Source organism: Miltoncostaea marina (genome assembly GCF_018141525.1).
Lineage (GTDB): Bacteria > Actinomycetota > Thermoleophilia > Miltoncostaeales > Miltoncostaeaceae > Miltoncostaea > Miltoncostaea marina.
This window is the reverse complement of the sequence record NZ_CP064655.1, coordinates 2,071,650-2,097,389: the sequence shown is the minus strand read 5'-3', so window position 1 is coordinate 2,097,389 and position 25,740 is coordinate 2,071,650. Positions and strand designations below refer to the sequence as shown.

Here is a 25,740-nt window from a genome sequence, read left to right as displayed (position 1 = left end):
ATGACCCTGGAGGACCTCATCCGGGAGGTGCCCGGGGCGCGGCCCGCCGCGACGCCCTCCGGCGCCCCGGCCCCCGGCGCCGTCGCCATCGCCTCGGTCGTGCACCGGGCCGACGCGGCCGGCCCCGGGGCGCTCTTCTGCGCCATCCCCGGCATCCGCGCCGACGGCCACGACTTCGCCGCCGACGCCGTGGCGCGGGGCGCCGCGGCGCTGCTGGTGGAGCGGCCGCTCGACCTGCCGGTGCCCCAGGTGGTGGTGCCCGACGCCCGCCTCGGCGCCGCCCTGGCCGCGTCGGCCGTGCACGGTCACCCCTCCCGCGACCTGCAGGTGGTCGGCGTGACCGGCACCAACGGCAAGACCACCTGCGCCGTGCTGCTGCGCGCGGTGCTCGAGGCCTCCGGGCGGCCCTGCGGCCTCGTCGGCACGATCGAGGTGCGGGTCGGCGGCGATGCGGTGCCCGCGGCCCACACGACCCCCGATCCGATCGCCCTGCAGGGGCTGTTCGCCCGCATGCGCGCCGCCGGCGACCGCGCCTGCGCCATGGAGGTCTCCTCCCACGCGCTCGACCAGCGACGGGTGGCCGGCACGCGCTTCGCCGCGGCCCTGTTCACCAACCTCACGCGCGACCACCTCGACTACCACCCCGACGTGGAGTCGTACTACCTCGCCAAGCGCGCCCTGTTCGCCCGGCCCGAGGGCGAGGGCGACGATCCCCCCGGCGCGGCCAACCTCGACGACCCGTACGGCGCCCGCCTGGCCCGCGAGACCGGCGCGCTCGGCTACGCGGCCGACTCGCCGGCCGACGTGCGGCCGGAGCGGGTGACGGGCCTCGACAGTGGGATCCGCGCGCGCATCGCCACGCCGCGCGGGCCGGTCGAGATCGCGAGCCGCCTGCGGGGCCGCTTCAACCTCGCCAACCTGACCGGCGTCGTGGCGGTCGGGGAGCTGCTCGGCCTGCCGCACGAGGCGGTGGCCGCCGGCATCGCGGCGGTCGCCGGCGTGCCCGGGCGCTTCGAGGCGGTCGAGGGCGGGCAGCCCTTCCCGGTGATCGTGGACTACGCCCACACGCCGGACTCGCTCGACAACGTGCTGCGGGCGGCGCGCGACCTGGTCGGCGGCGGACGCCTCATCGCGGTGTTCGGGTGCGGCGGCGACCGCGACCGGGGCAAGCGGCCCCAGATGGGCGAGGTGGCCCGCCGCCTGGCCGACGTGGTGGTGGTCACATCGGACAACCCGCGCAGCGAGGACCCCGATGCGATCATCGCGGAGATCCTCGCCGGCGCGCGCGGTGCGGCCGACCTGGTGGTGGAGCCGGACCGGCGGGCGGCCATCGCCGCCGCGATCGGACGCGCGGGCCGCGGCGACGTGGTGGTCGTGGCCGGCAAGGGGCACGAGCAGGGACAGGAGCGCGACGGGGTGGTGACGCCGTTCGACGACCGCCGGGTCGCGCGCGAGATCCTCGAGGGGAGCGGAGCCGCCGCATGAAGCTCACCGTCAACGACATCCTGAGGTCCGGCGTCGAGGCGCGCCTGCCGGTCGGCAGCCCCGACACCGAGATCGAGGGCGCCTTCGTGGACTCGCGCGCCCCGGAGGCGGGCGCGCTGTTCGTGGGCGTTCGCGGGGAGTCGGCCGACGGCGGCCAGCACGCGCCCGACGCGCTCCGCGACGGCGCCGCCGCCGCGGTGGTGGGGGAGTCGGCCTGGCGCTGGATCGAGGGTGACGCCCTGGCGATCCGCAAGCCCGTGATCGTGGCGCCCGACCCGGTCGCCGTGCTCGGCGCGCTCGGGCGCCTGGCCCTCGAGCGCACCGGCGCGCGCGTGGTGGCGATCACCGGCGCCACGGGCAAGACGACGACGAAGGACATCGTCGTTGCGCTGCTGCGCGCGGCCGGCGTGGCCGCCGAGGGCACGCCGGGCAACCGCAACACGGAGGTCGGCGTGCCGATGTCGCTGGCGGCGATGGCCGAAGGCACGGAGGTCGCCGTGGTCGAGATGGGCATGCGGGGGACCGGCCAGATCGCCGAGCTCGCCGCGCTGGCCCCGCCGGACGTGGCCTGCATCACCGCGATCGGCCCGGTGCACCTCGAGCTGCTCGGCACGGTCGAGGCGGTCGCCGCGGCGAAGGCCGAGCTCCTGACCGCGCTGCGGCCCGGTGGCACCGCCGTCGTGCCGGCCGACGAGCCGCTGCTCGAGCCGCACCTGGAGGGCCTCGACCCGGCCGTGACGGTGGTGCGGTTCGGCGACGCGCCCTACCTCGACCTCGACTGGAGCCTGAGCAAGGCGTGGGAGCTGCGCAATGCGGCGGCCGCGCTCGCCTGCTGCCGGGCGCTCGGCCACGAGCCGCCGGCCGGCACCCGGGTGGAGATCGCGCTGTCGGCCATGCGCGGCCAGGAGCGGCCGCTGGCCGGCGGCGGCGTCCTGATCGAGGACTGCTACAACGCCAACCCGCTCGCGATGCGCGCCGCGCTGGCCGACCTGGCCCGCCGGCCCGGCCGCCGCGTGGCCGTGCTCGCCGACATGATGGAGCTCGGGCCCGACGAGCTGCGCTACCACCGCGAGGTGGGCGAGGCCGCAGCCGCGGAGGGCATCGACCTCCTCGTGGCGGTGGGCGAGCGGGCGGCCGCCTACGCCGAGGGCGCGGACGGCCTGGCGACGGTGCACCTGCCGACCGTCGAGGCGGCCCTCGAGCGGGTGCCGGCGCTCGTGGAGCCGGGCGACGCCGTGCTGCTGAAGGGCTCGCGCTCCATGCGGCTGGAGCGGGTCGCCGACGCCCTGACCGTGGGCGCCTAGCCCGTGCCGCGCGTCCTCATCGCCGCCATCACGGCGGCGACGCTCCTCATGTTCCTGGGGCCGAAGTTCATCGCCTGGCTGCGCCGCAACGAGGTTGGCCAGTTCGTGCGGCCGGCCGGGCTCATCCCGGACGCCCACGCCGAGAAGCAGGGCACGCCCACGATGGGCGGGCTGCTGATCCTGCTGTCGACCACCCTGCCGTTCGTGATCCTGTCGAGCCGCAGCACCGAGGCGATGCTGGTGCTGTTCGCCACGCTGGCCTGCGGGGCGATCGGCTTCGTGGACGACTTCATGAAGATCGTCCAGAAGCGCTCGCTGGGCCTGGCGGGCAAGTGGCGCATGCTCGGGCTGCTCGTGGTGGCAGCGGTGCTCGTGTGGGCGGCGGTGGACGTCGTGGGCCTGCCGACCACGCTGGTGGTGCCGGTGCTCGACGAGTCGTTCGAGATCGGCGCGGTCGCCTTCTTCGTGGTCGTCTTCCTCGTGGTCTCGGGCTTCGCGAACGCGGTCAACCTGACCGACGGCCTGGACGGGCTGGCGGCGGGCGTGGCCGGCATCGTGCTGCTGGCCTACACGGCGATCGCGTTCGTCTCCGACCAGCGCGATCTGGCCATCTTCGGCGCCGCCCTCGTCGGCTCGTGCGTGGGCTTCCTGTGGTTCAACTCGTTCCCGGCCGCCGTCTTCATGGGCGACACCGGCTCGTACGCGATCGGCGGGGCGATCGCCGCCATGGCCGTGATGACCAAGACCGAGATCCTGCTCATCGTGATCGGCGCCGTCTTCGTGGCCGAGGCGCTGTCGGTGATCATCCAGGTGATCGTGTTCAAGCGCTTCAAGGCGCGCGTCTTCCTGATGACGCCGGTCCACCACCACTTCGAGATGGCGGCGTGGAGCGAGACGAAGATCATCGTGCGCTTCTGGCTGCTGGCCGCCATGTTCGCGGGGGTCGGCTTCACGCTCTACTTCCGCGACCTGCAGAGCATCGCGCCGTGAGCGCGCCCGCCCCGGCCTTCGACCCCGGGTCGGTGCGCGCGTTCCGGTTCGCCGGCGCGCGGGCCGACTGGGCCACCGGCGAGGTGCGCCTCGGCTACGCGCTCGAGCCGGGGCACGCCTTCACCGAGACGTTCCGCTTCCCCCTCCCCGCCGGGTCCCCGCCCGACCCGGCGCGCCGCTGGGCGCTCGACGCGGCCGTGCGCCTGCTGCACCTGGTGGCCGGGGTGTCGTACTACAAGGCCGCCGTGCCGCCGCGCATCGAGGTCGAGGGCGAGCCGCCCTCGCCGGAGGCGGCGCGCGCGCTCGAGCGCCTCTGGCGCGGCGGCCTCGCCGAGTTCGCCTGGCGCAACCGCCTGCCCGGCGTGGGCCGGGCGATCGCGTTCCCCGCCGGGCGGCCGGCGCCCGAGGCGGCGCCCACCCTCGGCGCGGGGCCCCGCTCGCTCGTGCCCGTGGGTGGCGGCAAGGACTCGGTGGTGAGCCTGGCGGCGCTCGCGAGGGCCGGCGAGGACGTGCTGGCCTTCTCGGTGGGCCGCAAGGCGTCCGCCGACGCCGCCGCCCGCATCGAGGCCGTGCCGATGCTGCACGTCGAGCGCGAGCTCGACCCGGCGCTGTTCGCGCTCAACCGGGCCGGCGCGCTCAACGGCCACGTGCCCGTGACCGCGATCGTCACCTGCGCGGCGATCGTGGCGGCGCTGCTGCACGGCTGCGACGCGGTGGTGATGTCCAACGAGCGCTCGGCCTCGGCCGGGTCGTTCGAGTGGCCGGAGTACGGGGGCGTCGTCAACCACCAGCACTCGAAGGGCTGGGGGAGCGAGCGGGACCTCGCCGAGCTGGTGCGCCGCGAGGTGGCGGGCGACCTGCGCGTCTTCTCGCTGCTGCGGCCCTGGTCGGAGCTCGCGATCAGCCGCGCCTTCGCGGCGCTGCCGGAGCACCACGGCACCTTCATGAGCTGCAACCGGGTCTTCCGCATCGACCGGCCGGCCGCCTCGGGGTGGTGCGGCGAGTGCCCGAAGTGCCGCTTCGTGTTCCTGGCGCTCGCCCCGTTCACGCCGCGCGAGGCGCTCGTGGGGACCTTCGGGCGCGACCTGCTCGACGACCCGGCGGGCGAGGACGGCTACCGGGCGATCCTCGGCATCGACGCCGACAAGCCGTTCGAGTGCGTCGGCGAGGTCGACGAGGCGCGGGCCGCCATGCGCGCCCTGGCCGCGTCGCCGCAGTGGGCGGGCGCGGCGATCGTCGAGCGCCTCGGCCCGCTCGCCGGGCCGCCCGACCCCGGCGCGGTCGCCCCCTGGCTGACCCCGGCGGGCGAGCACGCGATCCCCGAGCGCCACCTGCGGGCGGCCGGTGCGCTTCTCGGACCTTGAGGGGCGCCGGGTCGGCGTCTGGGGCCTCGGGCGCGAGGGCCGCGCCGTGGTCCGGGCCGTCGCCGAGCGCCTGCCCGGGACGCCGCTGACCCTGGTCGACGAGGGCGGCGCGGGCGGGGAGGGGGTGCTGGACGACCCGGCGGCGCTGCTCGGCTGCGACGTCGTCGTGCGCTCGCCCGGCATCAGCCGCTACCGGCCGGAGGTGGCGCGCCTGGCGGCGGCGGGCGTGACGCTCACCACCGGCACCAACCTCTGGTTCGGCGAGCACCCGGACGCGCGGGCGATCGGCGTCACCGGGACGAAGGGCAAGAGCACCACGAGCGCCCTCATCGCCCACCTGGCGGCGGCCGCCGGCCTGCGCGTGCGCCTGGGCGGCAACATCGGCGTGCCGCTCGTGGAGCTCGCGGGGGAGGACGAGGCCGACGTCGACCTCTGGGTGCTGGAGCTCTCGAGCTTCCAGACGAGCGACCTCGACGCCTCGCCGCCGGTCGGGGTGCTGCTCAACCTGCACCGCGAGCACACCGACTGGCACGGCACGCCCGAGCGCTACCGCGAGGACAAGCTGGCCCTGTTCGCCCACCGCCCCGGCATGACCTCGGTGGCGAACGCCGCCGACCCGGGCGTGCGGGCGGTGGCGGCGCGCCTGCCCAACCCGCGCTGGTTCCGCTCGCCGGAGGGCTTCGACGCCGGCCCGGAGGGCGTCACGCGGGCCGGCCGGCCCCTCGCGCCGCGCGCGGGGATCGCGCTGATGGGCGAGCACAACCTCGACAACGTCTGCGCGGCGCTCGCGGCGCTGGAGGCGGCCGGCGTGCCGACGGACGGGCTGGCCGGGGCGCTGGCCACCTTCCGGCCGCTCGCCCACCGGCTGGAGCCCGTCGCCGAGCGCGGCGGCGTGCTGTGGGTCGACGACAGCATCGCCACGATCCCGGAGGCCACGGTGGCCGCCGCGCGCGCGCTGGCGCCCCGGCCGGTGGTGCTGCTGGTGGGGGGGCGCGACCGCGGCCAGGACTACGCGCCGCTCGCGGCCTACGCGGCGGCCGGCGACGCGGTGGCCGGCATCGTCGGGCTGCCCGGCAACGGCGCCCGTGCGCTGGAGCGCGTCGCCGCCGAGCCGCCCGCCGGCCGGGGCGGGCCGGTGCCGGTCGCCATGGCGGACGACCTCGCCGACGCCGTCGCGCGCGCCGCGGCCATGGCGCCGGCCGGCGGCGCCGTGCTGCTGTCGCCCGGCGCGCCGACTGGCGACGACTTCCGCGACTTCGCCGCCCGCGGCGACGCCTTCGCCGCGCTCGTCCGGGGGGACCCGGCCGGCTGAGGGCGGGCAGGGAGGGGGCCGGGCCCGGCGAAAGGGTCGGGACCGTGGCCGCCCCCCGCTCCGCATCACGCTCCGGCGCCCCCGCGAGGCGCCGCCCGGCGCCGGCGGGCGCGCGCCCGGGTCCGGTGGCCGCCCACCCCGAGCGCCTGCTGGCCGCGGTGGTGCTGTCGCTCGTCTGCTTCGGCCTGGTCATGGTCTTCTCGTCCTCGAGCACGACCGCCCTGCTCAACGACGGCGACCCGCTGGGCCTGGCGGTGCGCCAGACCCTGTACGCGCTCGTGGGGCTCGGGGCCTACGCGGTCTTCGTGCGCATGGACCCCGGCACCATGCGGCGCATCGCCCCGGCCGCGGTCGCGATCGCGGGCTTCCTGCTGCTGGTGGTGCTCGTGCCGTCGATCGGCACGATGGTCAACGGGTCGCGGCGCTGGATCTCGCTCGGCGGGCTGGGCGCGATCCAGCCGTCCGAGATCGCCAAGCTGGCCCTGGCCCTGTGGATCGCCCAGGCCGTCATCCGCCGCCCCGAGCGCCTGTCCACGCCGCGCGGCCTCGTGCCGTTCCTCGGCGTGACCGGCGCCTTCGCGTTGCTGATCCTGATCGAGCCCGACCTCGAGACGGCGCTCATCGCATGCGCGATGGCGTTCGTGATGCTGCTCGTCGCGGGCGCCCGGGCGCGCCACCTCGGGGTGCTGGTCGGCGGCGCGGCGCTCCTCGCCCTCGTGGCGGTGATGGCCGAGCCCTACCGGCGGGCACGCCTCATGACCTTCATCGACCCGTGGAGCGACCCTGAGGGCGCCGGCTTCCAGGCGGTCCAGGCGCAGGTCGCGCTCGGCACCGGCGGGCTGCACGGCGTGGGCCTCGGCGACGGCGTGCAGAAGGCCTTCTACCTGCCGGAGGCCCACACGGATATGATCCTCGCCACGATCGGTGAGGAGCTGGGCCTCATCGGCGTGCTCGCGGTGCTCATCGCGTACGGGCTGTTCGCCGTCGCCGGCTACCGCATCGCGCTGGGTGCCCGGACCCTCCACCAGCAGGTGCTCGCGGCGGGGCTCACCACCACGGTGGTGATCCAGGCCGCGGTCAATATCGGCGCCGTCGTCGGCGCCTTGCCGGTCTCGGGCGTGCCGCTCCCGTTCGTGTCCTTCGGCGGCAGCAACCTGATCACGTTCCTGGCCTGCACGGGCATCCTTGTCAACATCGGCCGACGCTCACACGCCCCCGCCTCCCGCCTCGCCGTCGTCGAGGGTGCGGGCGGTGATCGCCGCCGGCGGGACGGGCGGGCACGTGATGCCGGCGCTGGCGGTGGCCGACGCGCTGCGCGCGCGGGGGGCTGAGGTCGCGTTCATCGGGGTGCGCGGCAGCGGCGCGTCGGCGGCCGTGCTGCGCGCGGGCTACCCCGAGCACCCGATCCGGCTGCGGGGGCTGCGCCGGTCGGCGTCGCCACGCAACCTGTGGGCGATCGCGCTGGCGGCCGCGGCGGTGCCCCGGGCGGCCGGCGTCCTCGCGCGCCGGCGCGCCGACGTGGTGATCGGCGGCGGCGGGTACGTCGCCGGGCCCGTCGCACTGGCGGCCTGGCTCACCCGCCGGCCGCTGCTCCTGATGGAGGCCGACTCACACCTGGGCATGGCCAACCGCCTGGCGGCGCCGCTCGCGCGCCGGGTGACGCTGGCCTTCCCGCTCGCGGGCCGCTCCGGGCGGCGCTACCTGGTCACCGGCCGCCCGGTCGGACGCGCGGTGACGGCCGCCACCCGCACGGCGGGCCGGCGCGCCTTCGGCATCGACCCGGGGGCGACGGTGATCCTCGTCGTGGGGGGCAGCCAGGGCGCCCGCACGCTCAACCTGGCGGCGATCGAGGCGTTCGGCGACCAGCCCCCGGTCGAGGTGATCCACGTGGCCGGTCCCCGCCAGCTCGACGACGCCCGGCGCCTGCTCGACGCGCGTGACCCCGGGGAGCGCTACCGGCTCGTCGGCTGGCTCGACAACCTGCCGGAGGCCATCGCGGCCGCCGACCTGGTGATCTCGCGCTCGGGCGGCTCCGTGTTCGAGCTCGCCGCGATCGGCCGGCCGTCGATCCTCGTGCCCTACCCGCACGCGACGGCCGACCACCAGGCCAAGAACGCCCGCTGGCTGGCCGAGGCCGGCGCCGCGGTCGTGCTGCCCGACGCCGAGTGCACCGGCGAGCGCCTGCGCTCCGTGGTCGGCGCCCTGCTCGCGGACCGCCGGCGCCTGGAGGCCATGGCCGCCGAGGCCGCCCGCGTGGGCCGCCCGGACGCCGCCGACCGGGTGGCCGACGAGGCGCTCGGGATCGCCCGTCGCCGGCGGGGCGCCGCGGCCCGCCGGGCCCGGCGACCCCGGCCGCGCCTGTCCCTGCGGCGGCGGCGCCGGGACGCGTGAGCGCGGGCGGCGGGGGCGGCCCGCGCCCGATCCACATGGTGGGCATCGGCGGGGCGGGCATGAGCGGGCTCGCGCGCCTCGCGCAGGCGGCGGGCTACCGGGTGGCCGGCACCGACCGCGACGAGTCGCCCACCCTCGCGGCGCTGCGGGCCGCGGGCATCGACGCGCGCGCCGGCCACGCCGCCGCGGCGGTCGCCGGCGACGCCGCGGCGCTCGTGGTCTCGACGGCCATCGCCGCCGACAACCCCGAGCTCGCCGAGGCGCGCCGCCGCGGGCTGCCGGTGCTGCACCGCTCGCAGCTGCTGGCCGAGCTGATGGGCGGGCGCCGCGGCCTGGCCGTGGCGGGCGCCCACGGCAAGTCGACCACGAGCGCGATGCTGCTCACCGCGCTCGGCGACGCCTCGGCGTGCGTCGGCGCCACGATCGAGGGCGGCGCCGGCACCGGCGCGGTGTGGGGGGCGGGCCCCTGGTTCGTGGCCGAGGCCGACGAGAGCGACCGCTCGCTGCTCAACCTGGCGCCCGAGGCCGCCGTCCTGCTGAACGTCGACCACGACCACCACGCCACCTACGCGAGCATCGACGAGGTGCGCGAGGTGTTCCGCGCCTTCGTCGCGCGGCTGCCCGCCGCCGGCGTGCTCGTCGTGGGCCCCGACGCGGACGCCCGTCGCTCCGCGGCGGCCGCCCCGTGCGAGGTGCGCGAGGTGGGCGACCACCCCGGCGCCTGGTGCCGGGTGGAGCGCGCCGCCGGGCGGGCCGGGTTCACCCTCGCCGTGGCCGACGGCCGGCGCGTCGACGTCCCCCTGGCGCAGGCCGGCCGCCACAACGCGGAGAACGCCGCGTGCGCGCTCGCGCTGGCCGACTGGTGCGGGGTGCCGCTCGAGGCGGCCGCGGCCCGGCTGGGCGGCTTCGCCGGCATCGGGCGGCGCATGGAGCGGCGCGGGCGCGCGGCGGGCGTGGAGGTGCTCGACGACTACGCCCACCACCCGGCCGAGATCCGGGCCACGCTGGCCGCGGCCCGCGAGCGCGCCCCGGCGCGCGTCGTGGTGGTCTTCCAGCCGCACCTGCCCTCGCGCACGCGCGCGCTGGGCCCGGAGCTCGGCGAGGCGCTCGGCGCGGCCGACGTCGTGGTGGTGACCGACGTCTACCTGGCCCGCGAGGCCGCCGACCCGGACGCGAGCGGGCGGGTCGTGGCCGAGCGGGTCCCGGCGACCGCCGAGGTCGTCTACGCGCCGGGCCTCGCCGAGGCGGCCGACGCCGTGATGGCCCGGGTGCGCCCCGGGGACCTCGTGCTGACCATGGGGGCGGGCGACGTCACCTCGCTCGGGCAGGAGTTGGTCGGCCGCCTCGAAAGAACGTCCTCACATGGAGGTCCCGACGAGCGCACCGCCCCTGCCTGAGATCGAGCGCGACGCCCCGCTCGCGCCGCTGACCACCATCAGGGTCGGCGGCACGGCGGACTGGCTCTGCCGGGCCCGCTCGTCGCGCGAGGTGGTCGCGGCGCTCGGCTGGGCGCGGGCGCGCGAGCTGCCGGTGGCCGTGGTGGGGCGGGGGTCGAACCTGCTGGTGGACGACGCGGGCTTCCGCGGCCTGGCGCTGCGGCTGGTGGGCGGGCTGGCCGCGATCTCTGTGCGCTCGGACGGCATGTGGTGCGGCGGCGGGGCGTCCCTGCCGCGGGCCGTGCAGCGCGCCGCGCGCCACGGGATGACCGGCCTGGAGTGGGGGGCGAGCATCCCCGGCACGGCGGGCGGCGCGGTGGCGATGAACGCGGGCGCCCACGCCGGCGAGCTGGCGCAGGTGCTGCGCTGGGCGGTCATCTGCTCGCCCGACGGCCGCCGCCGGGTGCTGCCGGACGACCTGCGCCTGGCCTACCGATCGTCGGCCGTGCGCCCCGGCGAGGTCGTCACGGCGGTCGGCTTCGCCCTGCGCGCCGGCGACCCCGGGTCGATCGCCGCGCGCCTGGCCGAGTTCCGCGGCCACCGGCGCGCCACCCAGCCGCAGGGCGTGCGGACGTTCGGGAGCGTCTTCACCAACCCGCCCGGCGACTCGGCCGGCCGGCTGCTCGAGGCGGCCGGCTGCAAGGGGCTCGCCGTCGGCGGCGCCCGCTTCTCGCCGGTGCACGCCAACTTCATCGAGGCGGCGGCCGGCTCCCGCGCGGCCGACGTGCTGGCGCTGATGGCCGAGGGGCGCCGCCGGGTGCTCGCGGCGGGCGGGCCGCGGCTCGAGCCGGAGGTCCGCTACCTCGACCCCGAGCGCGGCGTCGTGCGCGCCCCGGTGGCCGGATGAGCGGGACGGGCCCCGCCGGGGGCGGCTCGCGGCCGGCGCGCGGCCCGGCGCCGCACCCCGCGGTCGCGGCCCGGCGCCGCACCGTCGCCCGCGAGCAGGCGCGGCGGCGCCGCTCGGGCGCCGTGCTGCTGCTCGGCACCGCGGCGGCGATCGCGCTGCTCTACTGGCTGGCCACCGGGCCCCTGCTCGCGGTGCACGGGGTCTCGCTGCGCGGCTACGACCGGCCCGACGCGCCCGAGCTGCGCGCCGCCCTCGAGCGGGCGGGCGAGTCCGGCACCGTCATCTCCCCGCCGGTCGGGCGCATCCGCGCCGCCGCGGCGTCGTTCCCGTGGGTGGAGTCGCTGTCGGTCGGCCGGGCATGGCCCCGCGGCCTGACGGTGACGATCGTGCAGGCGCGGCCGCTCGCCGTGGCCGCCGCCGGCGACCGCGCGGTGGTGGTCGCCGCGTCCGGGCGGGTGCTGGAGGAACGGCAGGGCAACGTCGGCCTGGGGTGGATCCGGCTGGGCGAGGCGCCGCCGGCGCCCGGCGGCCGGCTCGCCGCCGACCAGGCGGCGCTGCTCGGCTTCCTGGGCGCGGCCGAGCCGGCGGTGGCCAAGCGGGTGCGCGCGCTGCAGCTCGGCCGCGACGGCATGGTGACCGGGCGTCTCGACGGCGGCCCGGAGCTGCGGCTGGGGTCGCCGGAGCGCATGGAGGCGAAGGCGGTCGCGCTCGGCCTCGTGCTGAAGAGCCTGTCGCCCGAGGAGGAGGCAGCGGCCGACTACATCACGCTGGTCACGCCGGAGAACCCGGCGGTGGGGGGCGGCGCCACGACGACGGCCGAGGACGGCGCGGCAACCCTCGATGAGTGATCGAGACACGGGCTCCGACGGCGTGGCATGGCTCTACTCATACATGAGGGTTGCTTGACACATGGGGGCGCCGTCCCTAGGTTCCAGGCTGGTGGACTCGTGCCTAGGGCCGTTCAGCGGCCGCGCGGACCATGGGAAAACCAGCCTCGACTGATGGTCGAGGGTTCCTGGAAGACCGCATGAGTAGTGCCGATCGGGGGAGTCCGGTGGAAGCCAGCAACTACTTGGCCGTCATCAAGGTGGTGGGCGTGGGCGGCGGCGGCACCAACGCCGTCAACCGCATGATCGACGCCGGCGTGAAGGGCGTGGAGTTCATCGCCGTCAACACCGACGCGCAGGCGCTGTCGATGTGCGACGCCGACGTGAAGATCCACATCGGCGGCGCGATCACGAAGGGCCTCGGCGCGGGCGCCGACCCGCGGGTCGGCCGCGACGCCGCGGAGGAGAGCCGCGAGGAGCTGAAGGAGGCCCTGCGCGGCGCCGACATGGTGTTCGTGACCGCCGGCGAGGGCGGCGGCACCGGCACGGGCGCGGCGCCCGTCATCGCCCAGATCGCACGGGAGCAGGGGTCGCTGACGGTGGGCGTCGTCACCCGGCCCTTCGGCTTCGAGGGCGCCCAGCGCACCCGGCGCGCCGAGGAGGGCATCGAGGAGCTGCAGAAGCAGGTCGACTCGGTGATCGTGATCCCGAACGAGCGGCTCATCCAGGTGGTCGAGCGCCGCACCTCGATCATCGACGCGTTCCGGATGGCCGACGACGTCCTGCGCCAGGGCGTGCAGGGCATCACGGACCTCATCACGGTGCCCGGGCTCATCAACCTGGACTTCGCCGACGTGCGCACGATCATGCAGGACGCGGGCGCCTCGCTGATGGGCATCGGCACGGCCTCCGGCGAGAACCGCGCCTCGGAGGCGGCGAAGGCGGCGATCTCGTCGCCGCTGCTCGAGACGACGGTGGCGGGCGCCACCGGCGTGCTGCTCAACATCACCGGCGGCGCGGACCTCGGGCTGTTCGAGATCGACGAGGCCGCGGGGATCATCCGCCAGGCGGCCCACGACGACTGCAACGTGATCTTCGGCGCCGTCATCGACGAGTCGGCCGGGGACACGCTGCGCGTGACGGTCATCGCCACCGGCTTCAGCGGGGTCGAGGCGCAGGCGCAGCCGGCGCCGGGCGAGCCCCGCTTCGGCCGCCGCGAACGCGAGGGCGCCGCGGTGCCGATGGCCCCGGGCCGCCGGCCGCAGCCGGCCACGCGGGCCCCGGAGCCGAGCCGCCCCCCGGTCACGCTGGAGAGCTCGGAGCGCCAGGGCTTCGAGATCCCCGACGACGCGCTCGAGATCCCCGACTTCCTGAAGTAGCCGGCCCGCCCCGGGCCCCGTCGCCGCGCCCCGCGGGGCGCGGCGACGGGGCCCGGGCGGCGTGGTACCGTCGGCGCGGATGGCGGCCGCGACGCAGACCACCTCCCTCCACGACCGCCACGTCGCCCTCGGCGCGCGCATGGGCGCGTTCGCGGGGTGGGACATGCCGCTGTACTACGCGGGCGCGCGGCCCGAGCACCTGGCCGTGCGCGGGCGGGCCGGCCTGTTCGACGTCTCCCACATGGGCCAGCTCGAGGTGTCCGGGCCCGGCGCGCGCGAGGCGCTCGCCGCGGCGCTCACCAACGACATCAGCCGGGTGGGGCCGGGCCAGGGGCAGTACACGCTGCTCTGCGACGACGACGGCGGGGTCATCGACGACCTCATCGCCTACGCGCTGCCGGACCGCCACCTGCTGGTCGTGAACGCGGCGAACACGGCGGCCTGCCACGACCGCCTCGCCGCCCTGCTGCCCGACGCCGTCGAGCTCGCCGACCGCTCGCACGAGATCGCGATGCTGGCCCTGCAGGGCCCGCGCTGGGCGGACGCGCTGCGGCCCCTCGCCGGCACGCCGGCCGCGTTCGGGCTCGGCTACTTCGAGATCGCCGAGGACGTCGTCGCCGGCGTGCCGTGCCTGATCTCGCGCACGGGCTACACCGGCGAGCCGGGCGTGGAGCTGATGTGCCCGTGGGACGGCGCGCCCGAGCTGTGGGACGCGCTGCTCGCCGCCGACGCCGCGCCCGAGCCCGCCGGCCTGGTGAGCCGGGACACCCTGCGGCTCGAGATGGGCTACCCGCTGTACGGCCAGGAGCTGTCGCGGGACCGCACGCCGATCGAGGCGGGCCTGCGTTGGGCGTGCGACCTGGAGGGCGGGCGGTTCCCCGGCGCGGCGCGCATGCGCCAGCAGGCCGAGCGCGGCACGCCCGAGCGCCTCGTCGCCTTCCGGCTCACCGAGCCGGGCATCCCGCGGGCCGGCCAGGACGTGCTCCACGACGGCGCGCCCGCCGGCCGGGTGACCAGCGGTACGCTCTCGCCGACGCTCGGCGCCGGGATCGGCATGGCGTACGTCGCGGCGGAGCTCGCCGCGCCCGGCACCGAGATCGCGGTCGACGTGCGCGGCAAGCCCAAGGCCGCCGTCGTCGCGCGCCGCCCGCTCGTCGCGACATCCCCCAAGGAGTAGAGGAGGGCCTGTGGCCGCCGAGGAGAGCTACCCGCCGGACCTGCGCTACCACCGCGAGCACGACTGGGTGCGCCTCGACGGCGACGAGGCCGTCTTCGGCATCACCTGGTTCGCCCAGGATGCGCTGGGCGAGGTCGTCTTCTACGACCCGCCGGCCGTGGGCGCCACCGTCGAGAAGGACAAGCCCTACGGCGAGCTGGAGTCGGTGAAGGCCGTCTCCGACATCTTCACGCCGGCCAGCGGCGAGGTCGTGGCGGTCAACGAGGCGGTGCAGGAGCGCCCCGAGATCGTGAACGAGGACCCCTACGGCGAGGGCTGGCTCATCCGGGTGCGGCTGACCGAGCCCGCCCAGCTCGACGAGCTGATGGACGAGGCGGCCTACCGCCAGTACCTGGCCGGCCTGTGAGCCGGTACACCTCGCTCACCGAGGAGGACCTGCGCGAGATGCTCGCGCTGATCGGCGTCGACTCGGTCGACGACCTGTTCGCGGTCATCCCGGAGGGCGTGCGCCTGCGACGCCCGCTCGACCTGCCCGAGGGCATGCCCGAGCAGGACGTGTACGCCCACCTGGCCGGGCTCGCGGCGCGCAACGTCAGCGCCGAGGACGAGATCACCTTCCTCGGCGCCGGCATGTACGACCACTACGTGCCCGCGCTGATCGACTCGATCATCTCGCGCTCGGAGTTCCTCACCCCGTACACGCCCTACCAGCCCGAGATCTCGCAGGGCGGGCTGCAGGTGATGTTCGAGTACCAGACGGCCATCAGCGAGCTGACCGGGCTGCCGGTGTCGAACGCCTCGCTCTACGACGGCCCCTCGTCGGTCGGCGCGGCGGCCTACCTGGCCAAGCTGGCCAACGGGCGCCGCGACGTGGTCGTCTCCCGGGGCGTCCACCCGCACAGCCGCGAGACGCTCGGAACGCTCGCGCCCGGCTACGGCCAGCGGGTGGTCGAGGCGCCGCTGCGCGACGGGGTCACCGACGCCGCCGCGCTCGCCGGCCTCGTGGGCCCCGACACGGCGGCGGTGGTGCTGCAGCAGCCGAACTTCCTCGGCGCGGTCGAGGACCTGGAGCCGCTCGTGGAGGTCGCGACGGCGGCCGGCGCGCTCGTGGTCTGCGCCTGCGACCCGCTGCCGCTGGCGATCCTGCGCCCGCCGGGCGAGCTCGGCGTGGACGTGGCGGTGGGCGAGGGGCAGTCGCTCGGCAACCGGCTGGACTACGGCGGGCCCTCGTTCGGCTTCTTCGCCGCCACGGAGGAGCACATCCGCCGCATGCCCGGGCGCATCGCCGGCGAGACCCGCGACGTCGACGGCCGGCGCGGGTTCGTGCTGACCCTGCAGACGCGCGAGCAGCACATCCGCCGCGAGCGCGCGACGAGCAACATCTGCACCGCCCAGGTGCTCAACGCCCTGGCCGGCGTCATCCACCTGTCGTGGCTCGGCAAGCGCGGGGTCGTGGAGCTCGCCGAGCTGATGCTGCGGCGCGCCGACTACGCGCGCCGCACCCTCGCGGCGCTGCCGGGCGTGCGCGCCCTGCACGAGCAGCCGGTGGTGCGCGAGTTCGCCCTGGCGCTGGAGGCGCCGGTCGAGGCCGTGGTCGAGCGCTGCGCCGCCGAGGGCGTCAACCCGGGCCTGCCGCTCGGCCGCGTCATGCCGGAGCACCCCGACGGGCTGCTCGTGGCGATCACGGAGCAGCGCTCGCGCGCGGACATCGACCGCCTGGCCGACGTGCTCGGGCGCGCGGTCGCCGCCGAGCGCTCCGGCTCGCTGGCGGGGGCGCGGGCGTGAGCGTCGCCGTCCAGACCCCCCAGCAGCGCGAGCACGCCACCACGATCTACGAGCGCTCGCGGCCGGGCCGCCGGGCCTTCACGCCGCCCGCCCTCGACGTGCCCGAGCGGCCGCTCGACGAGCTGCTGCCCGCGCGCCTGCGGCGCGCGGCGCCGCCCGAGCTGCCCGAGGTGGCCGAGCCCGAGATCGTGCGCCACTACAACGGCCTGTCGAAGCGCAACTTCGACCTCGACAGCGGCTTCTACCCGCTGGGCTCGTGCACGATGAAGCACAACCCGAAGCTGCACGAGCGGGTCGCCGCCCTGCCGGGCCACGCCCGCCTGCACCCGCTGCAGGCGCCCGCCCGCGCCCAGGGGGCGCTCGAGCTGATGTGGAACCTCGAGCGCGCCCTGTCGGAGATCGCCGGGCTGCCGCACGTCTCGCTGCAGCCGAGCGCCGGCTCGCACGGCGAGCTGGCCGGCGTGCTGCTCACGCGGGCGTACCACGCCGACCGCGGCGACGAGCGCACGCTGGTGCTGACCCCCGACACGGCGCACGGCACCAACCCGGCCACCGTGACCATGGCCGGCTACGAGGTCGTGAAGGTCGCCACCGCGCCCGACGGCGGCGTGGACGTGGAGGACCTGCGCCGCAAGGCCGACGGGCGCGTCGCCTGCCTCATGCTCACCAACCCCAACACGCTCGGCCTCTTCGACCCCAACATCGAGGAGATCGCGCGCATCGTCCACGACGCGGGGGCGACGCTCTACTACGACGGCGCGAACCTCAACGCGGTCATGGGCATCAGCCGGCCCGGCGACATGGGCTTCGACATCGTGCACTTCAACCTGCACAAGTCGTTCACCCAGCCGCACGGCGGCGGCGGGCCGGGGGCCGGCCCGATCGCGGTGTCCGACCGCATCGAGCCGTACCTCATGCGCCCGCGCGTCGTGCGCCGCGAGGACGGCGACGGCGTCCGCTTCGACCTCGACCACGAGGGTGAGCGCTCGATCGGCCGGCTGCGGGGCTTCCAGGGCAACTTCGGCGTGTTCGTGCGCTCCTACGCGTACATCCGCTCGCTCGGCGCCGCCGGGTTGCGCGAGGCGTCGGAGATCGCCGTGCTGAACGCCAACTACCTCATGGCGCTCATGCGCCGGCCGGAGATCGCGCCGCACCTGCCCGCCGCGTTCGGCGAGCGCTGCATGCACGAGTTCGTGCTCTCGGGCGCGCCGATGAAGCGGGAGCTCGGCATCCGCACCACCGACCTCGCCAAGCGGCTGCTCGACTTCGGCTACCACCCGCCGACCGTCTACTTCCCGCTCCTGGTCGAGGAGGCGCTGCTCGTGGAGCCCACGGAGACGGAGACCCGCGAGACGCTCGAGGCCTTCGCCGACGCGGTCGCCGAGATCCTGCGCGAGGCCGCCGAGGACCCGGAGATCGCGCGCAACGCGCCGTACGGCACGCCCGTGCGGCGGCTCGACGAGGCGGGCGCCGCGCGCTCGCCCGTCGTGCGCCAGCCGCCGCCGGCCTGAGCGGCGAGGCCGGCCCCGCCGGTCCCGCCGCGCGGGCGCCGCCGCCTCCCCGGCGGGGTGGTGCGCGGCGCCCCGCTCCGCGCATACGCTCGTGCGGCCATGCACGCCGCACTCCGCCGCTCGGACATCGCCGCCGCGCTCGCGTTCGTGGGGGAGGCGGCGGGCGCGGCCGACTCGGCGCAGTTCCGGCGCCACGTGCTGGAGGGGCTGCCCCGGCTCGTCCCGGCGTCGATGGTCTCCTACAACGACATCTCGCCCGGCGGCGAGCCGGTCCTGCTGCTCGACCCGCCGGACGCGATGACCCCCGAGCGGGTGCGCGACTTCCTGCGCCTCGCCGGCGAGAACCCGCTCATCCGCCACTACGCCCGCACCGGCGATCCGCGGCCCATGAAGATCTCCGACCTGATGGACCGGCGCACCTTCCGGCGCACTGAGCTCTACGCGACCGTCTACCGGCCGATGGGCGTCGAGTACCAGATGGCCGTCTCCCTGCCCGCCGCCCCGGGGGCGGTGGTGGGCATCGCCCTCAACCGGGACCGCCCGGACTTCGGGGAGCGCGACCGGGCGATGCTCGAGCTGCTGCGGCCCCACCTCGACCGCCTCCGCCGCGACGCGGCCACCCGCGAGGCCGAGCGGCTCGTCACCGCCGTGGTCGAGCGGGTGCTCGGCGACGGCGGCCGCGCGGCGCTGGCCGTGGGCCGCGACGGCGTCATCGACTTCGCGAGCGGCCGCGCGCTCGCGCTGCTGGCGGAGTACCTGCCGCCCGGGGCCGGCCCCGGGTCGCGCGCCGGACGGGGCGCCGGCGGCCTGCCGGCGCCGCTCGCCGCCTGGCTGCGCCGCGAGCGCGCGCGCGGCGGCCTCGACCCGGCCCGCGGCCTGGCGGTCGCCGGCCCCGGGGGGACCCTCGCCGCCCGGCTGCTGGCCGCAGCCGAGCCCGGCGGCCACGACGTCGTGCTGCTGGAGGAGCGCCGCGCCGGCGACGCCGTCGCCGGCCTCGTCGCCCTCGGCCTGAGCCCTCGGCAGGCGCAGGTGCTCGCCCTCGTCGCCGACGGGCGGACCAACGCCGCCGTCGCGGCCGCCCTCCACCTGAGCCCCCGCACGGTCCAGAAGCACCTCGAGCACGTCTACGAGCGGCTCGGCGTCCGGTCCCGCGCCGCCGCCACCGCCGTCGCCGTCCCCACCCTGGCGGGCGCCCGGCCGTCCTGAGGGGCGGGGGTCCCGCGGCCCGCGGGCCGCGCCGCTCACTTGGGCGATGCGACCCGCTCACTCGGGCACCCTGGGGCGGCGTGGCGGGACGTGCCCGGGCGGGCGGCCGCGGCGATGAGCGCTCGGGCATCCCGGCGGCGTGGCCGCGGATCGGCCCGGGTGGGTGGCCGTTCGTCGCTCCATCCGGCCGGCCTTCGGGCGCCGTGGGCCGCCCTGCTCGAGTGGGCGATCGAGGTCCGCCCACTCGAGCATCCCGGCCGCCGCGGGCCGCCCTGCTCAAGTGAGCGGAGGGTGGGCGCCCGATCGGGCATGTCGACCGCCGCCCGCGTCCACCCGGCTCCGCCGGCGGATCGAGGACGCCGGAATCGCCGGATACGCCGAACGGCGTATGGACGCGGGGGCCCCCGCCGGGTGACGCTCGTCGCGCCACCCGAGACGAGGTCCCGCCATGCAGCGTCCACGCATCCGCCGCCGCCTCCCGCTCGCCCTCGCCGCCGCGGCGGCGCTCGCGCTCGCGCCCTCCGCGAGCGCGGCGGAGACCGTCATGGCGAAGCTGGCGCCCTTCTCCGAGGAGCGCGCGCAGGGGGTCGCGGAGCGCACCGGTCTCGAGCTGGACGGGACGATCCCCGAGATCGGCTGGGCGGCCTACGTCGCCGACGACGACGTGGCGGCCGCGGAGGCGGCGCTGCGCGCGGACCCTGCGGTGTGGCGCATCGACCCGGTGGCGCCCGGCGGCGGCGGCGGGCCCGACCTCACGCCGAGCGACACGATCTTCACCCAGCCGGGCACGGTCGGCGCCGGCCAGCTCACCGCCTCGTGGAACTGGCACTGGACGATCACCAACTTCCCGGCCGCCTGGGACATCGCCCGGGGCGACGGGGGCACGCGGGTGCTCGTGATCGACAGCGAGTTCGACACGGAGCACCTGGAGCTGAAGTCGAAGCTCCTGACGGGCCGCAACTTCGACTCGGGGACGCCGGCCTACGGCACGACCTCGGTCCGCGCCAACGACCTCGACCTGACGACCCTGCACGGCTCCCACGTGGCGGGCCTGGTGGCGGCGGTCAGCGACAACGCCAACGGGGTGACCGGCGCCTGCTTCGACTGCGTGGTGATCCCGTACAAGATCAGCCTCCGCGGCGGGCCGGTGGGGGCGCCCCAGGCGAGCGAGTCGAAGTTCGTCCGCGACTTCGCCGAGGCGCTGAGCGACGCCGCGGTGCGCACCGACGTGCGCGTCATCAGCATGTCGCTCGGCACCGACCGCCTGCACCAGCCGATGCAGGACGCCGTCGCCCTGGCGTTGAGCCGCGGCAAGGTGCTGGTGGCCTCGTCGGGCAACGGCCAGCTGACCAACCCCGGCGTGCCGAACTACCCGGCGTCGTTCCCCGGCGTGATCGGCGTGGGCGCCACCCAGCCGGACGACAACATCGCCCCCTTCAGCACCAACGGCGACTTCGTCGACGTCTCCGCGCCGGGCCACGGCATCCTCTCCACCTGGGACATCCGGATCCCGCCGGACGCCGCGCCGCCGGTCACGGCGCCGACCCACGGGGTGGGGTTCACGAACCTCTCGGGGACGTCGATGGCCACGCCGATCGTCGCCGGCCTGGCGGCGCTGATGCTGCAGCTGCGGCCGGACCTCTCCGCGCCGGAGGTGCAGGGCCTGCTCGAGGCGAGCGCCACCGACCTGGGCGCCCCGGGCAAGGACAACGTGTTCGGCGCCGGCCGCATCGACGCCGTCCGCGCGCTGCGCGCCGCCCAGGGCTTCACGCGGCCGGCGCCGCCGCCCCCGCCGCCGGACGGCCGGCCCGCGGCGCGCTTCTTCTGGTCCTGCACGGTGGGCGCCAGGAGCGTCGCCGCGGGCCGGCGGGGCTTCGCGCCCGCCAGGCGCGGGCAGCGGCTGCGCTGCACGGGGCGCACGCAGCCGGCGGTGCGCAGGGCGCGCCTGGAGATCCAGCGCTTCGCGGCCCGCCGCGGCTGGGTGCGCATCGGCCGGGTGACGACCAACAACCGGGGCCGCTTCGGCTTCACCCGCCGGCTGACGACCCTCGGCAACTGGCGGGTGCGGGTCGCCTACGGCGGCGACGCGCGGCTGCGCCCGTCCGGCTCGCTCGCGGTGAAGGTCGCCGCGACGCCGCGGCGCGCGCGCTAGCCGGCGACGGCCGGCGCGGGGGCCACCGGCTCGCCGGCCGCCGCGACCGGACCGCCGGCCGCGGGGACGGCCTCGGCCGCCGGCCGGGCCAGGAGGAAGCCCTGCCCGTAGGGCACGCCCAGCTCGCGGAGCGTCGCGAGCTCGTCGTCGCTCTCGATGCCCTCGGCCACGATCTCCGCGCCGAGGTCCTTCTCGAGGGTGACCATCGAGCGCACGAGCGCCCGCTTGGCGTGGTCCATGTGGATGTCGTGGATCAGCGAGCGGTCGATCTTGATGTAGTCCGGCGCGAGCTGGGTCACGTGGCGCATGGAGGCGTGCCCGGCGCCCGCGTCGTCGATCGCCACCAGCGCGCCGCGGCCCCGGTAGTCGGCGAGCCGGGAGGAGAGCCGCGCGTAGTCGCCGACCGCCTCGTGCTCGGTGATCTCGATCACGACCCCGTCGAGGTCGCCGTCGCCCAGCGCGGCGTCCATCTCGGGGGCGAGGATCGCGTCCGGGCTCATGTTGACCGACAGGTAGGCCCCCGCGGGGATCGTGCCGCGCAGGCGCATGGCGCGCCGGACGCACTCCACCTCGATCTCCAGGCCCAGGCCGACGGCGTGGGCCTCGGCGATCCACCGGTCGGGCGGCCGCTGGGGCTCGGCGCGGAAGCGCGAGAGCGACTCGAAGCCGACCGTGCGGCCGTCGTCGAGGGCCACGATCGGCTGGAAGACCGTCGTGATCGTCTCGGGCGCGGCGAGCAGCTCGATGATCGAGTCGCGGCGCTGGGCGAGGGAGGCCGTGTAGCCGGCGGCGAAGTCCACCCCGTCGAGGTGACCGCGGTCGAAGGCCACGACCCGGCGGCGGCCCGCCTTGGCGGCGCCGAGGCCCTCCTCGGCGGCGGCCATCGCGTTGACCGCGTTCTCGGCGTCGTCGGGGAGCACGACGAAGGTCGCCCGGGCGGTCAGGCCGCCGCTGTTGCCGGCCGCGATCGCCTGCACCATCTCGGCCAGGCGGCGGCCGCTCTCGGCGTCGTGGCCGATGCCGATCCAGGCGAAGCGGTCGGCGCCCAGGCGGCCCCAGACGCCGCCGGTCAGCTCGGAGGCCTCCAGCCGGCCCGCGAGGTCCGCGAGCAGCCCGTCGCCGGCGCCGTAGCCGTGCTGCGCGTTCCACCGGGCGAAGCCGTCGAGGTCGACCGCCACCAGCAGGGCGCGCCGGCCGCTGTCGGCGGCCTGGACCACGCCGCCCACGTGGCGGGTGAACGCCTTGTGCTCGAGGAAGCCGGAGAGCGGGTCCGTCTCGCTGCTGTCGTGCTCGCGCAGCAGCACACGCAGGCGCCACAGCAGGAGGACGGCGAGCGCCCAGATGACCGGGCGCGCGGCGGGGACGATCAGCACGCCGGCCGGGCCGGACAGGGCGAGGCCGATCGCCGCCAGCAGGGTCTTGGTCGGGCCCATCACCGCCCGCGCCTCGGTGACGCGGATCGGCCGGCGGGCCGCCAGGGCCATGAGGGCCATGGCGAGCAGGTAGCCGCCGTAGGCGGAGCCGGCGATCGCGATGCTGAAGCCGCGGGTGACCAGGTAGGTGACGGCGGCGTCGGTCAGGGCGAGGGCCGAGAACGACATGGAGAACCACACGAGGGCCGACCGGCGCGTGAAGGACGAGCGGCGCATCGCGTTGTAGAGCGCCGCGATCAGCAGCAGGTCGAGCGCGACCGGGATCAGCAGCGCGACGTTCTGCGCCGCGGGCAGGGAGCCCTCCCACAGCGTGCCGACCACGATCACCGCCATCAGGCCGAGGATCGAGAGCTCGATCGCCCAGCCGTCGAGCCGCTCGCGCCGCGTCTCGGCGAGGGCCGGCTGGCGCAGGAGCCACAGCGCCCGGTACCAGAAGGGGTAGGCGGCGAGGAAGCCGATCTGCGACCAGGCCGCCGGGCTGGCGATGTCGCCGCCCGTGGCGAGGAACGCGACGTAGGGCAGGCAGCCGAGGGCCCAGGCGAGCAGCCCGTGGCCGAACAGCCGCCAGACGATCGCCTCGACGCCGGCCGTGCGGCCCGCGGCGCGGCGCGCCGCGACCACCCCGATGGCGGCCAGCAGGCTCGGCAGCATCACCCCGATGGCGGCCGTGAGGCGCACCGGCATGGCGCCGGCCTGCGCGAGCGCGACGATCGTGCCGACCACCGCGAGGCCCGCAGCGAGCGCGCCCAGGGTCCTCCGATCCTCGGCGGAGACGGGCGGAGCGCTTCGGGGCGGAGCGTTCACAGGGCTGCCATCGGCAGCCGGGGCGCTCCGCCTGAGGACCGCGCCAGCGGACGACGCGCCGCGCGGGCCCCGATCAGGCCGCGGCGCGCGTCCCGGCGCGACCGAGGATGCGCGCGAGGACGTCCGGGTGGCGCAGCGCGAGCAGCTCGACCTGGGCGGCCAGGGTGTCGACCACCGGCCCCTCGTCGAGCAGCTCGCCCAGCCACGGCGCGGGGTAGGGCCGGTGCGAGCGGCGGTCGCGCAGCCACGACGGCTGGGTCTCCGTGACGAGCGCGTCCATGGTGCGCTGGAGCGACGTCGCCCGCTGCGCGGTGTGCTCGAGGATCTCCGTCCCGGACGTGCGCAGCAGCACCGCCGGCGCCTCGTACAGCGGGCGGACCCCGGAGATCTCGCAGGTGCCGAGCATCGCCCCGTAGAAGCGGGCGCTCTCGGGCGTGACCGCGATCACCACGTGCGCCGTGGGGTCGGTGACGATCGTGAGCCGCGAGATCGCGGCGGCGAGCCGCATCATGATGCGGCGGGTGTGCCGCCGGGCGTCGCCGCGCACCGAGAGCGAGCCGCCCTCGAAGAGGCGCCCCGCCCGGGCGCGCAGCGCGTCGTTCTCCTCCGCGAAGGCCCGGTCCGAGGGCAGGCCGAAGGGCCCGTCGGCGATGAGGGCGCAGGCGCCCACGGCGCGGCCGTCCATGCGGGCCAGCACGAAGGCCGTCCCGGGGTTGAGGTACGAGGCGTGCATGCGGCGGCCCGACCGGCGGGGCGCCATGTAGCCGGCCTCGACGAAGCCGTCGTGGATCACCTCCAGCGCCTCGTCCACGTCCTCGGCGCGGTCGGTGAGCACCACGTCGATCTCGAGGAGCTCGTCCGGGGCTGCGGCGGGCGCGGCGGGCGCGAGCGGCATCGCGCTCGTGGGGCTCATGACGTCCTCCTGCCGACGTACGCCGGCTTGTGCTGGAAGTCCCCCGCCTCGTGGAACGGGTACTCGCGGTAGCCGTGCACCCCGACCCGCGCGGGCGCGCCGGCGGCGGCCGAGGCCATGTGGCGCAGCGCGGGCTCCATGCCCGGCCCGGGCTGCGCCCCCTCGCGCAGCTGCACGTGGAGCGCCGGCAGCCCCTCCTCGGCCGCGATCCGGAACCGCCCCGTCAGCGCGCCGGCGTGGGCGGCGTTGGCGAACAGGCCCTCCTTCACGAGCTCCGGCCGCAGGCTCCAGCCGTCGCAGGTCACCGCGGAGCCGTGCCGGCCCCAGAGGGCGACCACCGGGCGGTCGAGCCGGACCTCCGCGCCGGTCTCTGCCAGCGCCGCGTTGACGGCGTCGGCGGAGAGGATCTGGGCCTCGTCCTCGAGGTCGTAGCGCACGAGCGGCAGCAGGCGGCGGGTCAGCGCGGTGAGCACGAGGCTCGAGGTGCCGTCCTCGCGCGGGCGCTCCTCCACGTAGAGCCGGTTGGGGTCCCAGGCGAGCAGGGAGGGCGTGTACCCCGGGTCGTCGCCGAGCAGCGCCCGCCGGGCGAGCGGCCCGTCGAGGGCCTGCCGGGCGGCGCGCAGGGCGGGGGTCTCGTGCAGCACGTGCAGCCCGACCTCCGCGGCGCCCATCGACACGAGGACCCCCGTGCGAGCCGGGGAGCCGTCGGTGAAGCCGAAGAGCTGCGACACGTGGCGCCGCCAGCTCTCGGCCACCCACTCGCCGCCCACGAAGCAGGCGGCCACGCCGTCGGCGAAGCCGGGGCCCCGCTCGCGCAGCGCGCGCTCGCCCAGCTCCTTCAGGAACAGCGGCTCGGCCGCGATGACGACCCGGTCGAAGCCGGCCCCGGCCCGGCCGAGCAGCTCGAGGGCCATCTCGAGGTGCACGGACGGGGTCGCCACGGTGGCGAGCCGGGTCGGGATGGCGATGCCCATCGGCAGGCAGTTGAGGATCAGCGTCGGGCTGTCCTCGGATCCGCCGAGCGAGCGGAGCAGGAGGTCGAACGTGCGCTCCTGCGCCCGCCGCTCGGAGCGCGACGTGACCCCGACCGAGAAGAGTCCCGTCGCGCCGCTCGACGTGAGCAGCTCGGCCGCGTCCGAGACGCGGCCGCCGTCGAGCCAGAACTCGATGTGGTCGCCGAAGACGGAGCGCTTGTCCGTGTAGGGCACCTGGGAGAGGCGCGTCACCAGCCGGTGGTCCACCCCGAGCCGCTCGAGATGGGCGCGGTAGCCACGCGAGGTGAGCGCGGCGCGCCGGAACGTCCGGAGCGCGGCCCGCTCGCCCGCCGTGAGCGGAGTCTCCGCGCCGTTCATGCGACGCTCCTCCGCGGTCGATCTCTGCACCGTCACCCCTCCGAGTACGCGATCCGTTCGGGGGTCACGCTA

20 protein-coding genes are annotated in these 25,740 nt (G+C 76.7%); 17 read left to right on the top strand and 3 right to left on the bottom strand.

Annotated features, from left to right (window positions below; all coding sequences use genetic code 11):
• The 17 genes from ITJ85_RS10485 (at position 1) to ITJ85_RS10405 (ending at position 21,166) form a co-directional block, all read left to right on the top strand.
• Entirely contained in the window at positions 1–1,485 is a 1,485-nt protein-coding gene (locus ITJ85_RS10485) for a UDP-N-acetylmuramoyl-L-alanyl-D-glutamate--2,6-diaminopimelate ligase (protein WP_217913051.1), read from the top strand.
• Positions 1,482–2,789, top strand: a complete 1,308-nt coding sequence (locus ITJ85_RS10480) for a UDP-N-acetylmuramoyl-tripeptide--D-alanyl-D-alanine ligase (RefSeq protein ID WP_217913050.1) — start codon at positions 1,482–1,484, stop codon at positions 2,787–2,789. Before ITJ85_RS10485 ends, ITJ85_RS10480 begins: the two co-directional genes overlap by 4 nt.
• A gap of 3 nt (positions 2,790–2,792) precedes the next feature.
• Positions 2,793–3,779, top strand: coding sequence for a phospho-N-acetylmuramoyl-pentapeptide-transferase (gene mraY, locus ITJ85_RS10475; protein WP_217913049.1), 987 nt, complete (start codon positions 2,793–2,795; stop codon positions 3,777–3,779).
• A complete protein-coding gene (locus ITJ85_RS10470) occupies positions 3,776–5,143 on the top strand; it encodes a MurL-like N-terminal domain-containing (RefSeq protein WP_217913048.1) in 1,368 nt (455 codons plus the stop codon). The genes mraY and ITJ85_RS10470 overlap by 4 nt, the downstream gene beginning before the upstream one ends.
• The gene (gene murD, locus ITJ85_RS10465; protein ID WP_217913047.1) at positions 5,124–6,455 is read left to right on the top strand and encodes a UDP-N-acetylmuramoyl-L-alanine--D-glutamate ligase; all 1,332 of its coding nucleotides are present in this window, start codon (positions 5,124–5,126) and stop codon (positions 6,453–6,455) included. The genes ITJ85_RS10470 and murD overlap by 20 nt, the downstream gene beginning before the upstream one ends.
• Before the next feature lie 125 nt (positions 6,456–6,580).
• Positions 6,581–7,786 carry a putative lipid II flippase FtsW gene (ftsW, locus tag ITJ85_RS10460; protein WP_217913046.1) on the top strand — a complete coding sequence of 402 codons (1,206 nt, stop codon included), beginning with the start codon at positions 6,581–6,583 and terminating at the stop codon, positions 7,784–7,786.
• Complete coding sequence (murG, locus tag ITJ85_RS10455) at positions 7,707–8,846, top strand: undecaprenyldiphospho-muramoylpentapeptide beta-N-acetylglucosaminyltransferase (RefSeq protein ID WP_217913045.1); 1,140 nt, start codon at positions 7,707–7,709, stop codon at positions 8,844–8,846. The genes ftsW and murG overlap by 80 nt, the downstream gene beginning before the upstream one ends.
• Positions 8,843–10,243 carry a UDP-N-acetylmuramate--L-alanine ligase gene (gene murC / locus ITJ85_RS10450; RefSeq protein ID WP_217913044.1) on the top strand — a complete coding sequence of 467 codons (1,401 nt, stop codon included), beginning with the start codon at positions 8,843–8,845 and terminating at the stop codon, positions 10,241–10,243. The genes murG and murC overlap by 4 nt, the downstream gene beginning before the upstream one ends.
• A complete protein-coding gene (murB, locus tag ITJ85_RS10445; protein ID WP_217913043.1) occupies positions 10,209–11,129 on the top strand; it encodes a UDP-N-acetylmuramate dehydrogenase in 921 nt (306 codons plus the stop codon). The genes murC and murB overlap by 35 nt, the downstream gene beginning before the upstream one ends.
• A complete protein-coding gene (locus ITJ85_RS10440) occupies positions 11,126–11,977 on the top strand; it encodes a cell division protein FtsQ/DivIB (RefSeq protein WP_217913042.1) in 852 nt (283 codons plus the stop codon). The genes murB and ITJ85_RS10440 overlap by 4 nt, the downstream gene beginning before the upstream one ends.
• A 179-nt stretch (positions 11,978–12,156) precedes the next feature.
• Positions 12,157–13,335: a cell division protein FtsZ gene (gene ftsZ, locus ITJ85_RS10435; RefSeq protein WP_217913041.1), complete on the top strand. Its 1,179-nt coding sequence runs from the start codon at positions 12,157–12,159 to the stop codon at positions 13,333–13,335.
• 79 nt (positions 13,336–13,414) lie between these two features.
• Entirely contained in the window at positions 13,415–14,512 is a 1,098-nt protein-coding gene (gene gcvT, locus ITJ85_RS10430) for a glycine cleavage system aminomethyltransferase GcvT (protein WP_217913040.1), read from the top strand.
• 10 nt (positions 14,513–14,522) lie between these two features.
• Positions 14,523–14,918, top strand: a complete 396-nt coding sequence (gene gcvH / locus ITJ85_RS10425) for a glycine cleavage system protein GcvH (RefSeq protein WP_217913039.1) — start codon at positions 14,523–14,525, stop codon at positions 14,916–14,918.
• Positions 14,915–16,297 (top strand): aminomethyl-transferring glycine dehydrogenase subunit GcvPA, encoded by a 1,383-nt coding sequence (gene gcvPA, locus ITJ85_RS10420; protein WP_217913038.1) that lies wholly within the window; start codon positions 14,915–14,917, stop codon positions 16,295–16,297. Before gcvH ends, gcvPA begins: the two co-directional genes overlap by 4 nt.
• Positions 16,294–17,808 (top strand): aminomethyl-transferring glycine dehydrogenase subunit GcvPB, encoded by a 1,515-nt coding sequence (gene gcvPB / locus ITJ85_RS10415; RefSeq protein WP_217913037.1) that lies wholly within the window; start codon positions 16,294–16,296, stop codon positions 17,806–17,808. The genes gcvPA and gcvPB overlap by 4 nt, the downstream gene beginning before the upstream one ends.
• A 99-nt stretch (positions 17,809–17,907) precedes the next feature.
• Positions 17,908–19,014, top strand: a complete 1,107-nt coding sequence (locus ITJ85_RS10410) for a helix-turn-helix transcriptional regulator (protein WP_217913036.1) — start codon at positions 17,908–17,910, stop codon at positions 19,012–19,014.
• 448 nt (positions 19,015–19,462) lie between these two features.
• Positions 19,463–21,166, top strand: coding sequence for a S8 family peptidase (locus ITJ85_RS10405; RefSeq protein WP_217913035.1), 1,704 nt, complete (start codon positions 19,463–19,465; stop codon positions 21,164–21,166).
• Here ITJ85_RS10405 and ITJ85_RS10400 read toward each other — a convergent pair.
• The 3 genes from ITJ85_RS10400 to ITJ85_RS10390 form a co-directional block, all read right to left on the bottom strand.
• Entirely contained in the window at positions 21,163–23,322 is a 2,160-nt protein-coding gene (locus ITJ85_RS10400) for an EAL domain-containing protein (protein ID WP_217913034.1), read from the bottom strand. The two genes, ITJ85_RS10405 and ITJ85_RS10400, sit on opposite strands and share 4 nt — an antisense overlap.
• A gap of 154 nt (positions 23,323–23,476) precedes the next feature.
• Positions 23,477–24,316 carry an N-acyl amino acid synthase FeeM domain-containing protein gene (locus ITJ85_RS10395; RefSeq protein WP_217913033.1) on the bottom strand — a complete coding sequence of 280 codons (840 nt, stop codon included), beginning with the start codon at positions 24,314–24,316 and terminating at the stop codon, positions 23,477–23,479.
• A complete protein-coding gene (locus ITJ85_RS10390) occupies positions 24,313–25,668 on the bottom strand; it encodes a phenylacetate--CoA ligase family protein (RefSeq protein WP_217913032.1) in 1,356 nt (451 codons plus the stop codon). Before ITJ85_RS10390 ends, ITJ85_RS10395 begins: the two co-directional genes overlap by 4 nt.
• Positions 25,669–25,740 lie beyond the last annotated feature (72 nt).

Coding starts and splice junctions, on each gene's coding strand:
- ITJ85_RS10485 (WP_217913051.1), top strand. CDS start 1: ATGACCCTGGAGGACCTCATCCGGGAGGTGCCCGGGGCGCGGCCCGCC.
- ITJ85_RS10480 (WP_217913050.1), top strand. CDS start 1,482: ATGAAGCTCACCGTCAACGACATCCTGAGGTCCGGCGTCGAGGCGCGC.
- murB (WP_217913043.1), top strand. CDS start 10,209: ATGGAGGTCCCGACGAGCGCACCGCCCCTGCCTGAGATCGAGCGCGAC.
- ITJ85_RS10440 (WP_217913042.1), top strand. CDS start 11,126: ATGAGCGGGACGGGCCCCGCCGGGGGCGGCTCGCGGCCGGCGCGCGGC.
- ftsZ (WP_217913041.1), top strand. CDS start 12,157: ATGAGTAGTGCCGATCGGGGGAGTCCGGTGGAAGCCAGCAACTACTTG.
- gcvT (WP_217913040.1), top strand. CDS start 13,415: ATGGCGGCCGCGACGCAGACCACCTCCCTCCACGACCGCCACGTCGCC.
- ITJ85_RS10410 (WP_217913036.1), top strand. CDS start 17,908: ATGCACGCCGCACTCCGCCGCTCGGACATCGCCGCCGCGCTCGCGTTC.
- ITJ85_RS10405 (WP_217913035.1), top strand. CDS start 19,463: ATGCAGCGTCCACGCATCCGCCGCCGCCTCCCGCTCGCCCTCGCCGCC.
- ITJ85_RS10395 (WP_217913033.1), bottom strand. CDS start 24,316: ATGAGCCCCACGAGCGCGATGCCGCTCGCGCCCGCCGCGCCCGCCGCA.
- ITJ85_RS10390 (WP_217913032.1), bottom strand. CDS start 25,668: ATGAACGGCGCGGAGACTCCGCTCACGGCGGGCGAGCGGGCCGCGCTC.